Annotated in this window: 14 protein-coding genes; 3 read left to right on the top strand and 11 right to left on the bottom strand. The window is 46.7% G+C overall.

What is annotated here, in order from left to right:
- Positions 1-144: 144 nt before the first annotated feature.
- Both ftsH and rlmE read right to left on the bottom strand, forming a co-directional pair.
- Positions 145-2,055 carry an ATP-dependent zinc metalloprotease FtsH gene (gene ftsH, locus IEW88_RS16485; protein WP_188713516.1) on the bottom strand — a complete coding sequence of 637 codons (1,911 nt, stop codon included), beginning with the start codon at positions 2,053-2,055 and terminating at the stop codon, positions 145-147.
- Between the two features lie 79 nt (positions 2,056-2,134).
- Positions 2,135-2,764, bottom strand: a complete 630-nt coding sequence (rlmE, locus tag IEW88_RS16480) for a 23S rRNA (uridine(2552)-2'-O)-methyltransferase RlmE (protein WP_147905187.1) — start codon at positions 2,762-2,764, stop codon at positions 2,135-2,137.
- An 84-nt stretch (positions 2,765-2,848) separates the two neighbouring features.
- Here rlmE and yhbY point away from each other — a divergent pair, with 84 nt between their 5' ends.
- Positions 2,849-3,145 (top strand): ribosome assembly RNA-binding protein YhbY, encoded by a 297-nt coding sequence (gene yhbY / locus IEW88_RS16475; protein WP_053422738.1) that lies wholly within the window; start codon positions 2,849-2,851, stop codon positions 3,143-3,145.
- Here the strand turns inward: yhbY and IEW88_RS16470 are convergent.
- The 6 genes from IEW88_RS16470 to IEW88_RS16445 all read right to left on the bottom strand — a co-directional run bounded on the left by IEW88_RS16470 (position 3,142) and on the right by IEW88_RS16445 (position 10,723).
- Positions 3,142-3,648, bottom strand: coding sequence for a hypothetical protein (locus IEW88_RS16470; RefSeq protein ID WP_147905188.1), 507 nt, complete (start codon positions 3,646-3,648; stop codon positions 3,142-3,144). The genes yhbY and IEW88_RS16470 overlap by 4 nt on opposite strands.
- On the bottom strand, positions 3,620-4,096 hold the full coding sequence (gene greA, locus IEW88_RS16465; protein ID WP_053422740.1) for a transcription elongation factor GreA: 477 nt from the start codon (positions 4,094-4,096) through the stop codon (positions 3,620-3,622). The genes IEW88_RS16470 and greA overlap by 29 nt, the downstream gene beginning before the upstream one ends.
- A complete protein-coding gene (gene carB / locus IEW88_RS16460; RefSeq protein ID WP_147905189.1) occupies positions 4,093-7,314 on the bottom strand; it encodes a carbamoyl-phosphate synthase large subunit in 3,222 nt (1,073 codons plus the stop codon). The genes greA and carB overlap by 4 nt, the downstream gene beginning before the upstream one ends.
- 31 nt (positions 7,315-7,345) lie before the next feature.
- A complete protein-coding gene (carA, locus tag IEW88_RS16455; RefSeq protein ID WP_147905190.1) occupies positions 7,346-8,476 on the bottom strand; it encodes a glutamine-hydrolyzing carbamoyl-phosphate synthase small subunit in 1,131 nt (376 codons plus the stop codon).
- A 196-nt stretch (positions 8,477-8,672) separates the two neighbouring features.
- A complete protein-coding gene (dapB, locus tag IEW88_RS16450) occupies positions 8,673-9,482 on the bottom strand; it encodes a 4-hydroxy-tetrahydrodipicolinate reductase (protein ID WP_147905191.1) in 810 nt (269 codons plus the stop codon).
- 86 nt (positions 9,483-9,568) lie between these two features.
- Entirely contained in the window at positions 9,569-10,723 is a 1,155-nt protein-coding gene (locus IEW88_RS16445) for an iron-containing alcohol dehydrogenase (protein ID WP_147905192.1), read from the bottom strand.
- Positions 10,724-11,008: 285 nt separating this feature from the next.
- Here IEW88_RS16445 and IEW88_RS16440 point away from each other — a divergent pair, with 285 nt between their 5' ends.
- On the top strand, positions 11,009-12,328 hold the full coding sequence (locus IEW88_RS16440) for a Na+/H+ antiporter NhaC family protein (RefSeq protein ID WP_147905193.1): 1,320 nt from the start codon (positions 11,009-11,011) through the stop codon (positions 12,326-12,328).
- 94 nt (positions 12,329-12,422) lie between these two features.
- Here the strand turns inward: IEW88_RS16440 and IEW88_RS16435 are convergent, their stop codons facing one another.
- The 3 genes from IEW88_RS16435 to dnaK all read right to left on the bottom strand — a co-directional run bounded on the left by IEW88_RS16435 (position 12,423) and on the right by dnaK (position 16,503).
- Positions 12,423-13,229: a M48 family metallopeptidase gene (locus IEW88_RS16435; RefSeq protein WP_147905194.1), complete on the bottom strand. Its 807-nt coding sequence runs from the start codon at positions 13,227-13,229 to the stop codon at positions 12,423-12,425.
- 138 nt (positions 13,230-13,367) lie between these two features.
- Positions 13,368-14,495 carry a molecular chaperone DnaJ gene (gene dnaJ, locus IEW88_RS16430; RefSeq protein ID WP_053422746.1) on the bottom strand — a complete coding sequence of 376 codons (1,128 nt, stop codon included), beginning with the start codon at positions 14,493-14,495 and terminating at the stop codon, positions 13,368-13,370.
- Between the two features lie 100 nt (positions 14,496-14,595).
- A complete protein-coding gene (gene dnaK, locus IEW88_RS16425) occupies positions 14,596-16,503 on the bottom strand; it encodes a molecular chaperone DnaK (protein WP_147905195.1) in 1,908 nt (635 codons plus the stop codon).
- 266 nt (positions 16,504-16,769) lie between these two features.
- On the opposite strand from dnaK, the gene luxS reads away from it, so the two are divergent.
- A complete protein-coding gene (gene luxS, locus IEW88_RS16420) occupies positions 16,770-17,276 on the top strand; it encodes an S-ribosylhomocysteine lyase (protein ID WP_053422748.1) in 507 nt (168 codons plus the stop codon).
- Positions 17,277-17,739 lie beyond the last annotated feature (463 nt).

Genomic DNA, 17,739 nt, shown 5'->3' with positions numbered 1-17,739 from the left:
CTCCTTCATCGTCTGGACAGTCGCAACAAGCAGCCTGCTTTCGCCTGAGCCGGAGGCGTTATACAGGCTGTTGCGACATCCTCTGGTCTTGCACATAGCAAAACCCCGGGAGTTCCCGGGGTTTGATTCATAAAAACTTATAATTTACAGAGGATTTTCTGTAGATGGCTCTGACGGGCTGACCGTATCAACAGGCTTAGAATCGTCACTGTTGGAGCCTTTGTTTTTATCTTTAGGCTCCCAGTTCTCTGGCTGACGCACAGTACGACGGTTCATTAAATCTTCAATCTGTCTGGAATCAATAGTTTCATACAACATCAACGCGTCTTTCATTGCGTGCAAAATATCCATGTTTTCTTCAATCATGGTTTTGGCTCTGTTGTAGTTACGATCGATGATGGCTTTGATCTCAGAATCGATAATACTCGCCGTTTCATCAGACATATTCTTGGCTTTGCCCATACTGCGGCCCAGGAATACTTCACCTTCTTCTTCGGCATACAGCAGCGGACCTAATTTGTCTGAGAAGCCCCATTGAGTCACCATATTACGCGCAATAGAAGTCGCATATTTGATGTCCTGAGAGGCACCAGTTGATACAGCGTCACCACCGTAGATCAGTTCTTCCGCCAAACGACCGCCGTAAGCTACTGAAATTTTACTTTCCAATTTACGACGACTGATACTGATGGCATCAGCTTCAGGTAAAAAGAACGTCACACCTAAAGCACGGCCACGAGGAATAATAGTGACTTTGTGTACAGGATCATGCTCTGGCACCAGGCAACCCACAATAGCGTGTCCTGCTTCGTGGTATGCAGTCATTTCTTTTTCAGCTTCAGACATCACCATAGAGCGGCGCTCTGCACCCATCATGATTTTATCTTTGGCTTTTTCAAACTCTTCCATGCCAACCACACGGCTGTTACCACGGGCGGCAAACAATGCGGCTTCGTTCACCAGGTTGGCTAAATCTGCACCAGAAAAACCAGGAGTACCACGAGCAATCACACTGGCCTTAACATCGTCACCTAACGGCACTTTGCGCATGTGTACTTTCAGAATTTGTTCACGGCCACGTACATCAGGTAAACCTACGACCACCTGACGGTCAAAACGGCCCGGTCTTAATAATGCGGCGTCCAGCACGTCTGGTCTGTTGGTCGCGGCGATAATGATGATACCTTCGTTACCGTCAAAACCATCCATTTCTACCAGCATCTGGTTTAAAGTTTGTTCACGTTCATCATGACCACCACCTAAACCTGCACCACGCTGACGGCCTACGGCGTCAATTTCGTCAATAAAGATGATACATGGAGCGGCCTTTTTTGCTTGTTCAAACATGTCACGCACACGGCTGGCGCCGACACCAACAAACATTTCGACGAAGTCAGAACCCGAGATGGCAAAAAACGGCACTTTCGCCTCACCGGCAATGGCCTTGGCTAGCAAAGTTTTACCCGTACCTGGCGGCCCTACCATTAAAATACCTTTTGGTATTTTACCGCCCAACTTCTGGAAGCGGGATGGGTCTTTTAAATAATCTACCAGCTCGGTGACTTCTTCTTTGGCTTCGTCACAACCAGCCACGTCAGCAAAAGTCGTTTTGATTTGATCTTCGCCCATTAAGCGGGCACGGCTCTTTCCAAAAGACATAGCGCCTTTGCCACCACCGCCCTGCATCTGACGCATAAAGAAAATCCAGACGCCGATCAGCAACAGCATTGGGAACCAGGAGATGAAAATCTGCCCCAGCATGCTTGGACTCTCTGGTGCTGTGCCAGAGAAGGTGATGTCATTTTTGTACATGTCATCAATTAGCTTTGGATCGTAGCCAGTTGGGATCACAGTTTCAAAACGGTCACCAGAACGTTTTATACCCGTGATGACACCATTCTGTTCCTTCACCTCGCGGATCTGGCCCTGATTGGCTTCTTTCAGAAACTGGGTATAACTCATTTGCTTGTCTGCTTTATCAGCAGGACCAAAACTATTAAATACCGACATCAATACAACGGCGATGACCAGCCATACGATGAGATTTTTTGCCATGTCACTCAAGGTGAGAACCTCTCAGTTACGAAAATAGTTACAAAAACGATTACGATACAATGAACCTACCGTTACTTTACTAAACTTTAAAGCCTGTCGCTACGATATATGTCTCACTGGATCGTGCCCGGGACGAATCCGGTTTACGAATTCGTACCGTGGTAAATACACTGCGAACCTGCTGTACAAAGGTTTCGAAGCCTTCACCATGAAATACTTTGACCACAAAACTGCCATTTTTCTTCAATACGTTGTTACACATTTCCAACGCCAGTTCCACAAGATACATACTTCTGGACTGATCCACTGTGCTGTTACCACTCATATTAGGTGCCATATCAGACAGAACCACGTCCACGTTGCGGCCACCTATACGCTCTAACAAGGCGTTTAATACAGCTTCTTCACGAAAGTCGCCCTGTAAAAAAGCCACACCAGCTAAAGGGTCCATCGGCAGAATATCACAAGCCACCACACAACCTGACTGACCAACTAATTCAGCAGCCCGTGCAGACCAACTGCCAGGTGCTGACCCCAGATCTACGACTGTCATGCCGGTTTTGATCAGTTTATCTTTGTCCTGAATTTCATCCAACTTAAAAGCGGCTCGGGATCTCAAGCCTAATTTCTGTGCTTTTTGCACAAAAGGGTCGCTTACATGCTCCTGTAACCAGCGAGACGAGCTGCCGGAACGTTTTTTCTTTGTCATCTGAGTACTCTTAAATAGTCTTCATAGCGAGATGGCGGTACAATAGTGTAATTTCAAGCTTTCCAACACGGAAAATCTACATATATGAACCTTAGTAATAAACAAAAACAGTTTTTAAAAGCCAAAGCACACGAGTTAAAGCCAATCATTCTGCTGGGTGGCAACGGACTCACTGAAGGCGTGATGGCCGAAATTGATTTGGCGTTAGAGCACCATGAACTGATCAAAGTTAAAGTTCCAAGCATCGACCGCGAAGAGAAAGTAGCCATTATGGACGCTATAGTGCGTGAAGCCAAAGCACAAAAGGTTCAGGTGATTGGCCATATATTAGTGCTTTACCGCGCAGCCAAAGAGAAAAAGTTACATATTCCAAAGGGCTAATCTGCACCTTTTAAGTAACCTGCGGCCTGCAAATTCAAGCGGGCCGACTCTTCACTTTCTGCGATATGCCGAGTCAAATACTCAGGCTTCTCTACTTCAGTGGCTTTTAGATACTGCCATGTCAGCATTTCATCCGCCGGTAACAACAATTCGACATGATGTAAATTATTGGCAATAGCCCATTCAGAATTCTGTTTTAACAACTGCAGTGATTGCGCAGGACTGGCTTGCCATAATCGGATATCCAGAACAACGGCCCAGGGTTTCGTTATAACCGGAGTAATCAAAGCGCGGAAATCTCTGACATATTCTTCTGTCCCCAGCAAGCTCGACACGCCAAAAACCTGAACCCAAAGCACATGGTCCATCTGTTGGATCTGATAAGCCTTTGTCTGGCGTTTTTGCATGGCAATCCACTCTGAGTGATTAAGACTAAAAAGGCGGCCTAAGCCGCCTTTTTGTTGCAGATACAACTTATAAGTACTGCACTTGAGTGATCTCAAACTCCACCATACCAGCTGGCGTATTGATAGTGACCACATCTTCTTCTGATTTACCAATCAAACCGCGGGCTATAGGTGAATTCACCGAAATCCTGAAGTTTTTAATATCTGCTTCATCGTCCCCTACGATACGGTAAGTCACTTCTTCTTCCGTATCCAGGTTCAAAATAGTCACAGTAGCACCAAAAATCACTTTGCCGTTATTTGGCAACTTAGTGATATCGATGATCTGTGCGTTGGATAACTTGGCTTCGATATCCTGAATGCGGCCCTCACAAAAGCCCTGCTGTTCACGGGCAGCGTGGTACTCCGCATTCTCTTTTAAATCACCATGCTCACGCGCGTCGGCTATCGCCTGAATGATAGCCGGGCGTTTTACTGTCTTCAGCTCATGCAATTCATCACGCAAGCGTTGAGCGCCTTCAACAGTCATAGGGATTTGACTCATCCGTTTACTCTCTTATGTAGTTCCTGTACTGATGCAACTGTAGCAAAGGCATTGGCCGCATTGGCTTTACAGGTTGCAAAAGCTGCATTTAACGTAGTGGTGTAGTTGGCTTTGTGTTGCAACGCGCCACGGCGTAACACTTTCGAATCTTCAATGGCCTGACGCCCTTCAGTAGTGTTAACAATGTAGCTGTATTCACCGTTTTTGATTCTATCCAGAATATGTGGTCGGCCTTCAAATACTTTGCTGACAGTACGGCATTCTATGCCTGCTGCTTCTAAAGCTTTAGCTGTACCACCTGTAGCATCAAGTTCAAAACCCAGCTCAATCATAGTTCTGGCAAGTTCAACAACGCGCACTTTATCGCTGTCACGCACTGAAAGTAAAGCACGACCACCGGTTGGGATCACTGTACCAGCACCTAATTGTGCTTTGGCAAAAGCTTCTGCAAAGCTATCACCCACGCCCATAACTTCGCCCGTAGAGCGCATTTCAGGGCCGAGGATTGGATCGACACCAGGGAATTTATTGAACGGGATCACCACTTCTTTCACGGAGAAATAAGGCGGGATAATCTCTTTGGTAATACCCTGAGCAGCTAAAGACTGGCCAGCCATACAGCGGGCGCCTACTTTAGCCACCGCCATACCTGTAGCCTTAGAGACAAAAGGCACAGTACGGGCAGCACGCGGATTCACTTCAATCAAATAAATTTCGTTATCTTTGACCGCAAACTGAGTATTCATTAAGCCGACCACACCCAGCTCCAGTGCCAGCTTTTTCACCTGTTCACGCATTCTGTCCTGTACATCGGCAGATAAGCTGTGTGGTGGTAAAGTACAGGCTGAGTCGCCTGAGTGCACACCGGCTTGTTCAATGTGTTCCATGATACCGCCGATAATGACTTCTTTGCCGTCACAAATGGCGTCGATATCCACTTCAATCGCGTCATCAAGGAAACGGTCTAGTAATACCGGAGAGTCATTCGACACACTGACCGCTTCGGTCATATAACGACGCAGGTCCTGGTCGTCATAAACGATTTCCATAGCACGGCCACCTAATACATAAGATGGGCGCACCACCATCGGGTAACCAATAGTAGGGGCTTTGGCAATAGCTTCTTCAAGGCTAGTGACCGTAGCGTTTTGAGGTTGTTTTAAACCCAAACGCTCCACTGCCTGCTGGAAACGCTCACGGTCTTCAGCACGGTCAATGGCGTCTGGCGATGTGCCAATGATTGGCACGCCATTCGCTTCCAAAGCACGGGCTAATTTTAATGGCGTCTGGCCACCGTATTGAACAATCACACCTTTTGGCTGTTCTTTACGGACGATTTCCAGCACGTCTTCCAGAGTAATAGATTCGAAGTACAAACGGTCTGAAGTGTCATAGTCAGTCGATACGGTTTCAGGATTACAGTTGACCATAATGGTCTCGTAACCGTCTTCACGTAAGGCCAGCGCTGCATGCACACAGCAGTAGTCAAACTCAATACCCTGACCTATGCGGTTTGGACCGCCACCGATAATCATAATTTTGTCACGATTGCTTGGTGCAGCTTCACATTCCTCGTCATAGGTGCTGTACATGTAAGCCGTGTTGGATGAAAACTCTGCCGCACAGGTATCCACCCGTTTGTAGACAGGGTGCAGGCCGAAGCTGTGACGTTTTTTACGCACTTCGCTTTCAGCAACGCCCAATAAGTCTGCCAGACGTTGGTCGGCAAAACCTTTACGTTTTAATACTTTTAAGCGGCTTTCATCTAAACCAGCAAAACCTGCAGCTTGCACCGCGGCTTCTTCTTTCAATAAATCTTCAATCTGGACCAGGAACCAATGGTCGATTTTGGTCAGTGCATAGATTTCATCCATGCTCATGCCCATGCGGAACGCATCAGCTATGTACCAAATACGGTGCGAGCCAGGTTCACGCAGTTCACGAATGATTTTTTCTTTGGCCTCTGGTGCGCGAATATCAATGATTGGGTCTAAACCACAAACGCCAATTTCCAGACCACGTAAGGCTTTTTGCAGCGATTCCTGCTGGTTACGGCCAATGGCCATCACTTCACCGACAGACTTCATCTGAGTAGTTAACCGGTCATTAGCTCCAGCAAACTTTTCAAAGTTAAAACGTGGCACTTTAGTCACCACATAGTCGATACTTGGCTCAAACGAAGCCGGTGTTTTACCACCAGTAATATCGTTGGCCAGTTCGTCCAGTGTGTAACCACAGGCCAGCTTTGCGGCGACTTTAGCAATAGGGAAGCCTGTGGCTTTGGACGCTAAAGCGGAAGAACGCGATACACGTGGGTTCATCTCGATGATCACCATACGGCCATCTTCAGGATTAATACCAAACTGTACGTTTGAACCACCAGTTTCGACACCTATTTCACGCAGAACAGCCAAAGAAGCATTACGCATGATTTGGTATTCTTTATCCGTTAAGGTCTGAGCAGGCGCTACGGTAATAGAGTCGCCTGTATGCACACCCATAGGGTCAAAGTTTTCGATAGAACAAACGATGATGCAGTTGTCGTTTTTATCACGCACTACTTCCATCTCGTATTCTTTCCAACCGATCAGCGATTCGTCAATCAGCAACTCTTTAGTTGGCGACAGATCAAGACCACGAGTACAGATTTCTTCAAACTCTTCGCGGTTGTAAGCAATACCACCACCTGAACCGCCCATAGTAAAAGACGGACGAATGATGCATGGAAAACCAATTTTCTCCAGTACTTCGTAAGCTTCTTCCATCGAATGCGCTAGGCCTGCACGTGGACAAGCTAAACCTATAGAACGCATGGCTTTATCAAAACGGCTGCGATCTTCTGCTTTGTCTATGGCATCGGCAGTAGCGCCAATCATTTCAACATTGTATTTTGCCAGAACACCATGGCGCTCTAAGTCCAGCGCACAGTTTAATGCGGTTTGACCGCCCATAGTAGGTAACACCGCACATGGACGTTCTTTTTCGATGATTTTTTCTACCACTTGCCAGTGGATGGGTTCGATGTAGGTTGCATCGGCCATTTCCGGGTCTGTCATGATAGTGGCAGGGTTAGAGTTCACCAGAATGACGCGGTAACCCTCTTCTTTTAATGCTTTACAGGCTTGAGCACCTGAATAATCGAACTCACAAGCCTGGCCGATTACAATAGGACCGGCGCCGAGGATAAGAATACTTTTAAGATCGGTACGTTTTGGCATAGCTATTCTCTGTCTCTCTGATTCTTACCAATTAAGCCTGACGCTGTTGCATCAATTCGATAAAGTGGTCAAACAATTCACTGGCTTCGTGTGGACCAGGACTGGCTTCAGGGTGGCCCTGAAAGCTAAACGCTGGTTTGTCGGTGCGGTGAATCCCCTGCAAAGTACCATCAAACAACGACTTGTGAGTCGCACGTAAATTGGCAGGCAATGTGGCTTCTTCCACAGCAAAACCGTGGTTCTGTGCTGTGATTAACACCTTGTTTGTATCCAGATTTTTCACCGGATGGTTACCACCATGGTGACCCACTGTCATTTTGACTGTTTTAGCACCGCTGGCTAACGCCAGTAATTGGTGACCTAAACAAATACCAAACACAGGAATATCAGTGGTCAGGAAAGTTTCGATGGCTTGAATAGCGTAATCGCAAGGCGCTGGGTCGCCAGGGCCATTAGATAAGAAAATACCGTCAGGATTCAGTGCTAATACCTCTTCAGCAGAAGTTTGAGCCGGAACCACAGTTAAACGACAACCACGGTCAGCCAACATACGCAAAATATTACGTTTCACACCAAAATCGTAGGCAACGACATGAAAGGCTGAATTATCTGGTTTAGCAAAGCCCTGACCTAAAGCCCAGCTTCCTTCAGTCCATTGATAGGACTCTTTGACTGAGACTTCTTTGGCCAAATCCATACCAGATAAACCAGGGAAAGCACGTGCCAACTCTAAAGCGTTGTTTTCGTCTAAGTGATCACCCGCCATTAAGCAGCCATTTTGTGCGCCTTTTTCACGCAGAATACGGGTCAGTTTACGGGTGTCGATATCGGCGATGCCTAAAATATTACGGGAGCTAAGGTAGTGACTAAGAGAGGCTTGATTACGGAAATTACTGGCTAACAAAGGAAGGTCACGGATAATAAGGCCTTTGGCCCAGATTTTATCAGACTCCTCATCTTCATCGTTTGTGCCGGTATTTCCAATATGAGGATATGTCAGAGTGACGATTTGTTCAGCATAGGAGGGATCCGTGAGGATTTCCTGATACCCGGTCATCGAGGTATTAAATACCACCTCTCCAACAGAAATACCTTCAGCGCCAATGGCTGTACCGCGAAATACGGTGCCGTCTTCCAGTACGAGCAGGGCGGACTTAGTCAAAATAACCTCCAAACAGCAGAAAACGGGGGAAAAACATTACAGTTCACCACCCGTTTTGACCCAGAATTTTTGTATCCACGTTTGCTTGGGCAAACCTGACTATTCTAGGCGATTTGAGCTATTTGGTCTAACTCTTTTTTGAAATTTTATAAAAATGACGCTTTGATCGCATTTTTATAACATATTGCTCAAAAAGTTAAGCTAAGTCAGCTAAACCCAGTACTTGTTGCATAGAATAAAGTCCTGGCTGTTTATTTTGCAACCAGAGCGCTGCGCGCCATGCGCCTTGAGCAAAAGTACTACGACTGGAAGCTTTATGGGTAATTTCCAGCCGTTCTCCAAGGTCTGCAAAGAGTGCGGTATGATCACCAATAATGTCACCGCCTCTGACCGTCGCAAAACCAATGGTTTTTTGTTCACGCTCACCGGTTATGCCTTCACGGCCATAGACTGCCACATCGGCGAGATTACGATCCAAAGCTTTGGCAATTTGATGGCCTATCGCCATAGCAGTGCCTGAAGGGGCGTCTTTTTTATATCTGTGGTGCGCTTCAATAATTTCAATGTCCGCCGTCTGGCCCATCACTTTAGCTGCAGTTTGCACCAGATGGAGCAACAGGTTCACACCCACACTCATATTCGGCGCCCAGACGATGGGGATATGTTGAGCTGCCTGTTGTACTGCTGCGTATTGGTTATCTGTGAGGCCAGTCACACCAATCACCATGGCTTTTTTAGCCTGCACCGCCAGCTCCAGATGCTGTAGCATGGCTTCTGGCATAGTGAAATCAATCCAGATATCGGCTGAACCTAAAGCAGCTAACGAAGTCTCTATAAAAGGCAGATTCAATTTGCCACAACCGGCCAGTTCACCTGCATCCATACCTTTTAAAGCGGAACCAGCACGCACAGTAGCAGCGCAAATAGGCAGTTTGTGTTCTTTAGCCACACTAACTAAAGCTCTGCCCATACGACCATTGGCGCCCAAAATGCCTACTGTACTCATCTGTAATTCCTGTATCTGGCTATGTCTATTTCGGCGCTATTAAACGGCAGTCTGGATGGATATGCAACCCCAAACTGCCCGTTCTGCTAAACCGCGGCGCTAAAAATAGCACGGCTGACATCATAGTTGATATCGCCGTGTTCGCCCAGCTTATCCATGCCCTGACTGATGACTTTGGCCATCAGTTCGTCTACAGAAGATGCCGGTAAGCCATAAGCCGTTAAGCGGGTTGGAATCCCCATTTGCTCAAAGAAGGCCCGGGTATGATGGATGGCTTCATCAATCTGACGCTCCGGATCCTGCTGCTGTATTCCCCAGACTCTGTTGGCGTACTGCAACAACTTGTCACGTTTGGTAGCTCGTTGCTGCTGCATTAAAGCTGGCAATACTATCGCCAGAGTTTGCGCATGATCTAAACCATACAAAGCGGTGAGCTGGTGACCTAAGCCGTGCGTCGCCCAATCCTGCGGCACACCTACACCAATCAGACCATTCAGTGCCATAGTAGCAGCCCACATCACATTGGCTCTGATATCGTAGTTTTCGGGTTCATTTATAGCTTTTGGTCCTTCTTCAATCAACACCAGTAACAAGGATTCAGCAAATCTGTCCTGCACTGCAGCATTAACCGGATAGGTCAGGTATTGCTCCATCACATGAACAAAAGCATCGACTACCCCATTAGAAATTTGTTTAGCAGGCAAGCTGTACGTGACTTTTGGATCAAGAATTGCGAACTGCGGATACACAGATGGGTGCGAAAAGGCCAGCTTTTGCTGGGTACTTTGACGGGTAATCACCGAATTGGCATTACTTTCAGTTCCAGTCGCGGGCAAAGTCAGCACGCAACCTAAAGGTAACGCCGCTTTAATACGTACTTTATTCTCTAAAATTGCCCAACCATCCTGCTCCAATAACGCAGCAGCTGCTATGTATTTGCTGCCGTCTACCACTGAACCACCACCAACAGCCAGAATGAAATCGATGTTTTCTGCTTTTACCAAGGCAACAGCTTTACTTAAAGTTTCATAGCTGGGGTTGGGTTCAATACCAGAAAACTCCAGCACCTGATGGTCTTTTAATGCATCAATCACCTGCTGATACACACCATTTTGCTTAATAGAGCCACCGCCATAGGTCAGCAATACTTTGCTTTCCTTAGGAACCAACTTGCTCAACTGACTGATTTGGCCATCACCAAACACAATACGGGTTGGATTATGGTAAGAAAAATTAAACATAGTAACTCCGGTGTGTAATACAAAAATTCAGTGGTTTATATGGGCCTGAACCGCGTTAAGTTCAAGCCGCTTTTGGTTTTTTCTTCTGTCATAGGCAAAATGCCGGAATTCAGTTAGGCTGATTTTAAGCGAATGAAACGCCTTGTTTGTTATGAAACTTGTGATCAGAAGCAATCATTTTTATTAGTTTGGCTATAGCTTAGTCAGCTTTACTATTTGACAGGACTTCTGGACGTCTCTATATTCCAGAAAATTTTAAAACCTTATAGGTTTAGAGGAAAACTCATGACGTTATCGCAAAAACAGCAAGCCCGTTTATCCTTGCTGCCTTTATTGCTCTTTGTCGCGCTGTTTTTAGGCACAGGCTTGTATCTGCAATCTCAAGGCGTTGATTATGCCTTTTATCAGTTGCCAGGGCCTGTCGCTATTATTCCTGCTTTGGTATTGGCGATTTGGTTGTATAAAGCGCCACTGGCAGAATCAATTGAAGTCCTGGTGAAGGGGGCGGGTAATAGCAATATTATTACCATGTGTATCATTTACTTGCTGGCAGGAGCTTTTGCCACTGTCGCTCAGGCCACTGGTGGTGTTGATGCGGTAGTCAACGCCGGTTTATCGCTTGTACCAGCGCAATTTTTATTGCCCGGCTTATTCGTAATTTCCGCCATAGTAGCGACAGCTATGGGCACCTCTATGGGCACCATAGGTGCTCTGGCACCTATTGCTGTAGGCTTAAGTTCACAAGCGCAATTAGAGCCAACTTTAGTGGCTGGTGTGCTGTTAAGCGGCGCCATTTTTGGCGATAACCTGTCGATTATCTCTGATACCACCATCGCCTCCACCCGCACTCAGGGTGCACAGATGAAAGATAAATTCAAAGAGAACCTGAAAATTGCGCTGCCTGCAGCACTGGTCACTTTAGCATTGTTCGCTTTTTTAGCCCAAAGCCACGCCGAAGTGAGGGTACAAGACTTTAGCTGGACTGGAGTTTTACCTTATGCAGCTATCCTGTTCCTAGCTGTAGCCGGCATGAATGTCTTCGCTGTATTGTTGCTGGGGATAGTGTTAGCGGCGTTACAAGGAGCTGTACTGGCCGATTATCAGTTGACGAACCTGGGTAAAGATATTTACAAAGGTTTTGGTTCTATGCAGGAGATTTTCCTGTTATCGATGCTGGTGGGCGCTTTAGGTGAATTTGTTAAACAACAAGGTGGCCTGCAGTATTTATCCAGTCATGTCACTGCTTGGGCTTTAAAGCTCAAACTAGCAGGTAACAAAGCACAGCAACTGGCGATTGCCGCTTTGGCTTTTGTCAGCAATCTTTGTATTGCCAATAACACTGTAGCCATAGTTGTCACAGGGGATGTGAGTAAAGATATAGCGCAGCACCATCAAATCCCACCGAAACGCAGTGCCAGTTTATTGGATGTATTTGCCTGTATAGCGCAAGGCTTAGTACCTTATGGTGCTCAGGCTCTGTTATTGGGTGCTAGTTTTGGCATATCGCCATGGGACGTGGTAACACATAGCTACTACTGTTTAATTCTCGCAGTTTTTGCCACAGCACGTATTTTGGTTGAAAAAATCGACCGGAGCGATTTTTAACATCGAAGCGCAGCGACGATGGCCTGGACAGGCATTGGGCTGCAGCCATCTCTAAGAGCAGGGCCAACATTAAGCTGGCCCTGTTATTTAAACTTTAAGCTTTATTACAATTCGGTAAAGCGCCCTGACTGCGGCGCTGCTGATAATAACTTTGTGCCACCGCCATATGTTTATTCAACTCTTTAATTCTATTGTCCGGCACAGGGTGGCTGGATAACAACTGTGGCGTTGAACCGCTGCCCTTAGCCGCCATGTTCTGCCATAACTTCACAGATTCAGTAGGTACAAAACCAGATTTGGCCATCAGCTCAAGGCCCATAATATCGGCTTCTGTTTCATGAGCTCTGCTAAAAGGCAGAGCAATACCGACCTGAGCACCTAAGCCAAAGGCTGTTTTCATTTGCTCCTGATAAGGCGAGCCTGCGACAGTCAGGGCACTGTCGGCGACTGTGAGGGCAGTAGATATAAACTGGTCGCTGGATAAGCGCTCGTTACTGTGTCCTGCCATGACGTGTGCAATCTCATGACCTATCACAGCCGCAAGTTGTGACTGGTTATCTGCCACTAACAAAAGTCCGGTGTACACACCCATTTTGCCACCTGGCAAAGCAAAAGCATTCACCTGATCATCTTCAAACACCACGATTTCCCATGGGGTTTGTTGCCATTTTGCATCGGTATGTTTGAGCAGGTTATTTGCCACACACTGCACATACTGATTCACTTTTTTGTTTTTACTGATCGGAGTTTCTGCCTTCATCCCTTCAAAAGTCTGAATACCCATAGCGCTGAGTTTTTTATCATCAAATAACATCAACTGGCGACGACCTGTCGGCGACTGAGTACAGCTTGCAAGCAGCACACTAGCGATTAACAAGGGAAGTACTAACTTAGTACGCATTCAATGATCCTTCTTTTCGTACTGGAAATTGCAGCTTATAGAACTATAAAAACTGAAATAAGTTCAGTTATTGTGCGGCATCTGAAAAAAGAAAACCACCCGCAGGTGGTTTTCATTCAGATAGTTTCGAAAACTGGCTTAGCCGGTTAAATCATCGAAAAACTTCTTCACACCATCAAAGAAGCCTTTGGACTTAGGTCTGTGTTTCGCTTCACTGTCACCACCCCAGCTTTCATCAAGCTGACGCAATAAGTCTTTTTGCTTGTCGCTTAAGTTGACAGGCGTTTCCACCACCACTTTACAAACCAAATCACCTACACCGCCACCACGGACAGACTGCACGCCTTTACCACGCAGACGGAACATTTTTTCGGTCTGGGTTTCTGCCGGGATCTTCAGCTTGACGCGACCATCTAAAGTCGGCACATCAATTTCACCGCCTAAAGCAGCAGTACTGAAGCTGATAGGCACATCACAATACAGGTTGTTGCCATCACGCACAAAGATAGGGTGATCTTTCACATGCACCTGCACATACAAGTCACCAGCCGGCGCACCAAACTGCCCTGCTTCACCCTCACCTGCTAAACGAATACGATCGCCCGTATCCACACCAGCAGGAATTTTCACTGACAGTGTTTTAGTTTTTTCTACGCGGCCATCGCCATGACACTTAGTGCAGGGGTCCGGAATAATTTTGCCGCGACCACTACAGGTAGGACAGGTTTGCTGAACAGCAAAAAAGCCCTGACGCATGGTCACCTGACCCGCACCATGACAGGTTGGACAAGACTTAGCCTGCGTGCCTTTTTTCGCGCCTGAGCCATCACAGACATCACAGGACACCCAGGTTGGTACTTTAATTTCAACTGACTTACCACGTACAGCATCCTCGAGATTTAACTCCAGGTTGTAGCGTAAGTCTGAACCACGTTGCGCGCGGGATTGACCACCACGGCGGCCACCACCAAAGATGTCACCAAACACATCACCGAAGATGTCATTAAAGTCGGCTCCACCACCACCGCCGCCACGATTTGGATCCACACCAGCGTGACCATAGTTATCATACGCAGCGCGCTTCTGGTCATCCGACAGGATCTCATAGGCTTCTTGCACTTCTTTAAACTTCTCTTCCATAGCCTTATCACCCTGAGTTCGATCAGGGTGATATTTCATGGCGAGCCGTTTATAGGCCTTTTTGATTTCTTTATCGTCAGCGCCTTTCTGGACGCCAAGCACTTCGTAATAATCACGCTTCGACATAACAACTCATCTTGATAGAGGAGCGACCGCACAGGGCGGTCGCTCAAATTAACTCTGGTATGGGGTGCATCTTAAAGATGCGCCCCCACAGACACAATGATTACTTGTTGTCTTTTACTTCTTCGAACTCAGCGTCTACTACGTCATCACCAGCGGCATTGCGGGCTTGTGGTTCAGCACCACCTTGTTGCGCTTTTGCCTGAGCCACTTCAGACAGTTTCTGAGAAGCCTGGATCAGAGCCTGAGTTTTGGCTTCTATATCAGCTTTGTCGTTCGCCTTGATAGCAGCTTCTAACGCGGCAACAGCAGCTTCAATCTCTTGTTTGTCGTTGGTCGCTAAGTCGTTACCAGCTTCTTCAATTTGCTTGCGGGTTGCATGCACTAAAGCATCAGCCTGGTTACGGGTTTGCACTAACTCTTCAAACTTTTTGTCTTCTTCAGCATTCAGTTCAGCATCACGTACCATACGTTCCACTTCTTCATCTGTTAAGCCTGAAGAAGCTTTGATAGTGATCTTCTGCTCTTTACCTGTGTCTTTGTCTTTCGCAGACACATGCAGAATACCGTCTGCGTCTAAGTCGAAGGTGACTTCTATTTGTGGCTCACCACGACGACCGGGGCGAATACCCTCTAAGTTAAACTGACCCAGTGACTTGTTGGCAGAAGCTTGCTTACGCTCCCCCTGCAGCACATGGATAGTTACAGCTGACTGGTTGTCATCTGCTGTAGAGAACGTTTGTGACTTCTTGGTTGGGATAGTGGTGTTCTTCTCAATCAAGGCTGTCATCACGCTACCCATAGTCTCGATACCTAAAGACAGTGGAGTTACGTCTAACAACAAGACATCAGTCACGTCACCAGACAATACAGCGCCCTGAATCGCAGCACCTACAGCGACAGCTTCGTCAGGGTTCACGTCTTTACGTGGCTCTTTGCCGAAGAAAGCTGTTACCGCTTCCTGAACTTTAGGCATACGAGTCTGACCACCCACCAGGATGATGTCGTTAATTTCACTCACAGACAGGTCGGCGTCTTTTAAAGCCTGCTTCAGCGGCTCAATAGTGCGCTGAATTAAATCGTCTACCAAAGATTCCAGCTTAGCACGGGTTACTTTGATATTTAAGTGCTTAGGACCAGTGGCATCCGCAGTAATATACGGCAGATTCACTTCAGTCTGAGAAGCAGAAGACAATTCGATCTTAGCTTTTTCGCCCGCTTCTTTTAAACGCTGCATCGCCAGTGGATCGTTACGCAGGTCAATGCCCTGCTCTTTTTTGAACTCGTCGACTAAGTAGTTAATAACACGAGAGTCAAAGTCTTCACCACCTAAGTGAGTATCACCATTGGTAGCTAACACTTCGAAGGTCTGTTCGCCATCTACATCGTCGATTTCAATGATAGAGATATCGAAAGTACCACCACCTAAGTCATAAACCGCAACTTTGGTGTCGCCTTTTTTCTTATCCATACCATAAGCCAGAGCAGCTGCTGTTGGCTCGTTGATAATACGTTTAACTTCTAAACCAGCAATACGACCAGCATCTTTTGTCGCCTGACGCTGAGCATCGTTGAAATAAGCAGGAACAGTGATAACAGCTTCAGTCACTGGCTCGCCCAGATAATCTTCAGCAGTTTTCTTCATTTTTTTCAGCACTTCAGCAGAAATCTGTGGTGCAGCTAATTTTTTGCCTTTAACTTCAACCCAGGCGTCACCATTATCAGCTTTAACAATCTGGTAAGGCATGATTTTGATGTCACGCTGAACTTCAGCATCTTCAAAACGACGACCAATCAAACGCTTAATTGCGAACAAAGTATTTTTAGGGTTAGTCACAGCCTGACGTTTGGCTGGCTGACCTACTAATACTTCGCCGTCTTCGGCATAAGCGATGATGGAAGGAGTGGTTCTGGTACCTTCAGCATTTTCCAGAACGCGTGGCTGGTCACCATCTAAAATAGCCACACAGCTGTTTGTTGTACCTAAGTCAATACCAATAATTCTACCCATAACTACTCTCCGCTTATTAATCTTTACAATTAAAATTGTGTTGACCAGTTAATGGGGTTTATCCCTATTCGATTCAAGGTTATTTTTTTAAAAAAATTTATCCTTTGTGCAATTTCGAGCAATAAGCAAACAAAATGCGGGAGCTAAGGGTTTAATAGTGCTGAAACTAAGTCGATAGAACAGAAAAGCATTTAACTCAAAAAGCAATTGCAGCGTATAATTCAGCAAAATTGCTTGAATACCGAGCCTCAACAGAGAGAGAGATCATGCCTTTATTAGACAGCTTTACCGTTGACCACACCATTATGAAAGCGCCTGCTGTACGTGTAGCGAAAAAAATGAATACCCCAAAAGGTGATGACATCACCGTATTTGATTTACGTTTCTGCGTGCCTAACGAAGAAATCCTGTCGGAAAAGGGCATTCATACACTAGAGCATTTATTTGCCGGTTTTATGCGTGATCATTTAAATGGTGACGGCGTAGAAATCATCGATATTTCCCCTATGGGTTGCCGCACAGGTTTTTATATGAGCCTGATTGGTACGCCGGATGAGCAGCGTGTAGCAAACGCATGGAAAGCCGCTATGGCCGACGTACTGACAGTACAAAATCAGTCTGAAATCCCTGAGCTGAATATTTATCAATGTGGTACAGCGCAGATGCATTCTTTAGCTGAAGCCAAAGAGATTGCACAAAACATCATTAGCCGTGGTGTGGGTGTAAATTTGAACGACGAGTTGAAGCTTTCTGCTGAGTTTTTAAAGCAGTAATTTCTCCAGAAACAAGCACTAAGGCCACCATAAGAGTGGCCTTTTTTGTTCTCAGCATTCTCCTGCAAACACCTGGCTAATGAGCCAGATAGATTCTGAATTTGTGGTTCTGGGTCAGGCGGAAGTGGGTCGTCTGGCGGTGAACTACAGTGCTCTGGGCGATGAGGTGACAGCGGGTCGTCTTGTCCGCCTGGCGGTGAACTACAGTGCTCACCCCATCCTGGGGTTCTGGGTCAGGCGACAGCGGACCGTCTTGTCCGGCCATTGCTCGACCCATCCTGGGTCTCGTCGCTTCGCGACCCGCTGAAGCAGTCCCCAACTGCTCCCGGCAGTTTGGTCGCAGAGCTCAAGGCGTGAAACAGGCGTGACGCAAAACTGTTTGCGTCCCGAATTCCCTGTTTCACCCTGACGACCGCCTGTGGCAACGCAAATAAAAAACCCCGCTCAGTGAGCGGGGTTCTGT

This window comes from Rheinheimera tangshanensis (assembly GCF_014645135.1).
GTDB lineage: Bacteria > Pseudomonadota > Gammaproteobacteria > Enterobacterales > Alteromonadaceae > Pararheinheimera > Pararheinheimera tangshanensis.
The sequence above is the reverse complement of the archived record's forward strand: the minus strand, read 5'-3'. Positions and strand labels throughout refer to the sequence as shown.

Excerpts from the sequence above, each read along its gene's own strand:
- dnaJ (WP_053422746.1), bottom strand. The coding sequence starts at position 14,495 with ATGTCGAAGCGTGATTATTACGAAGTGCTTGGCGTCCAGAAAGGCGCT.
- rlmE (WP_147905187.1), bottom strand. The coding sequence starts at position 2,764 with ATGACAAAGAAAAAACGTTCCGGCAGCTCGTCTCGCTGGTTACAGGAG.
- greA (WP_053422740.1), bottom strand. The coding sequence starts at position 4,096 with ATGAGTCAAATCCCTATGACTGTTGAAGGCGCTCAACGCTTGCGTGAT.
- ftsH (WP_188713516.1), bottom strand. The coding sequence starts at position 2,055 with ATGGCAAAAAATCTCATCGTATGGCTGGTCATCGCCGTTGTATTGATG.
- yhbY (WP_053422738.1), top strand. The coding sequence starts at position 2,849 with ATGAACCTTAGTAATAAACAAAAACAGTTTTTAAAAGCCAAAGCACAC.
- luxS (WP_053422748.1), top strand. The coding sequence starts at position 16,770 with ATGCCTTTATTAGACAGCTTTACCGTTGACCACACCATTATGAAAGCG.
- IEW88_RS16440 (WP_147905193.1), top strand. The coding sequence starts at position 11,009 with ATGACGTTATCGCAAAAACAGCAAGCCCGTTTATCCTTGCTGCCTTTA.
- dnaK (WP_147905195.1), bottom strand. The coding sequence starts at position 16,503 with ATGGGTAGAATTATTGGTATTGACTTAGGTACAACAAACAGCTGTGTG.
- carB (WP_147905189.1), bottom strand. The coding sequence starts at position 7,314 with ATGCCAAAACGTACCGATCTTAAAAGTATTCTTATCCTCGGCGCCGGT.
- IEW88_RS16435 (WP_147905194.1), bottom strand. The coding sequence starts at position 13,229 with ATGCGTACTAAGTTAGTACTTCCCTTGTTAATCGCTAGTGTGCTGCTT.
- IEW88_RS16445 (WP_147905192.1), bottom strand. The coding sequence starts at position 10,723 with ATGTTTAATTTTTCTTACCATAATCCAACCCGTATTGTGTTTGGTGAT.
- dapB (WP_147905191.1), bottom strand. The coding sequence starts at position 9,482 with ATGAGTACAGTAGGCATTTTGGGCGCCAATGGTCGTATGGGCAGAGCT.